We start from the raw sequence: 736 nt of genomic DNA, 5'->3' as shown, positions 1-736 counted from the left end.
CGTGTGAGCACTTAGCTGAGATGGCTGAAGTATCGTTTAAGGAGGTGATCCAGCCCCAGGTTCCCCTAGGGCTACCTTGTTACGACTTCACCCCAGTCATGAATCACTCCGTGGTAAACGTCCTCCCGAGGGTTAGACTATCTACTTCTGGAGCAACCCACTCCCATGGTGTGACGGGCGGTGTGTACAAGGCCCGGGAACGTATTCACCGTGACATTCTGATTCACGATTACTAGCGATTCCGACTTCACGGAGTCGAGTTGCAGACTCCGATCCGGACTACGACCAGCTTTGTGGGATTAGCTCCACCTCGCGGCATTGCAACCCTCTGTACTGGCCATTGTAGCACGTGTGTAGCCCTACTCGTAAGGGCCATGATGACTTGACGTCGTCCCCGCCTTCCTCCGGTTTGTCACCGGCAGTCTCCTTAGAGTCCCCAACTGAATGATGGTAACTAAGGACAAGGGTTGCGCTCGTTACGGGACTTAACCCAACATTTCACAACACGAGCTGACGACAGCCATGCAGCACCTGTCTCAGTGTTCCCGAAGGCACCAATCCATCTCTGGAAAGTTCACTGGATGTCAAGAGTAGGTAAGGTTCTTCGCGTTGCTTCGAATTAAACCACATGCTCCACCGCTTGTGCGGGCCCCCGTCAATTCATTTGAGTTTTAACCTTGCGGCCGTACTCCCCAGGCGGTCTACTTATCGCGTTAGCTTCGTTACCAAGAGAACA

At 53.3% G+C, this 736-nt stretch carries 1 rRNA gene; it reads right to left on the bottom strand.

The window, feature by feature from the left end:
- Nucleotides 1-37: 37 nt before the first annotated feature.
- Nucleotides 38-736 (bottom strand): 16S ribosomal RNA (locus tag Q8W32_RS16540); the annotation flags it as partial.

This window comes from Oceanobacter sp. 3_MG-2023 (assembly GCF_030688925.1).
Classification (GTDB): Bacteria; Pseudomonadota; Gammaproteobacteria; order Pseudomonadales; family Oceanobacteraceae; genus Oceanobacter.
Note: the sequence above shows the minus strand (reverse complement) of the source record. Positions and strands in the feature narration are given on the sequence as shown.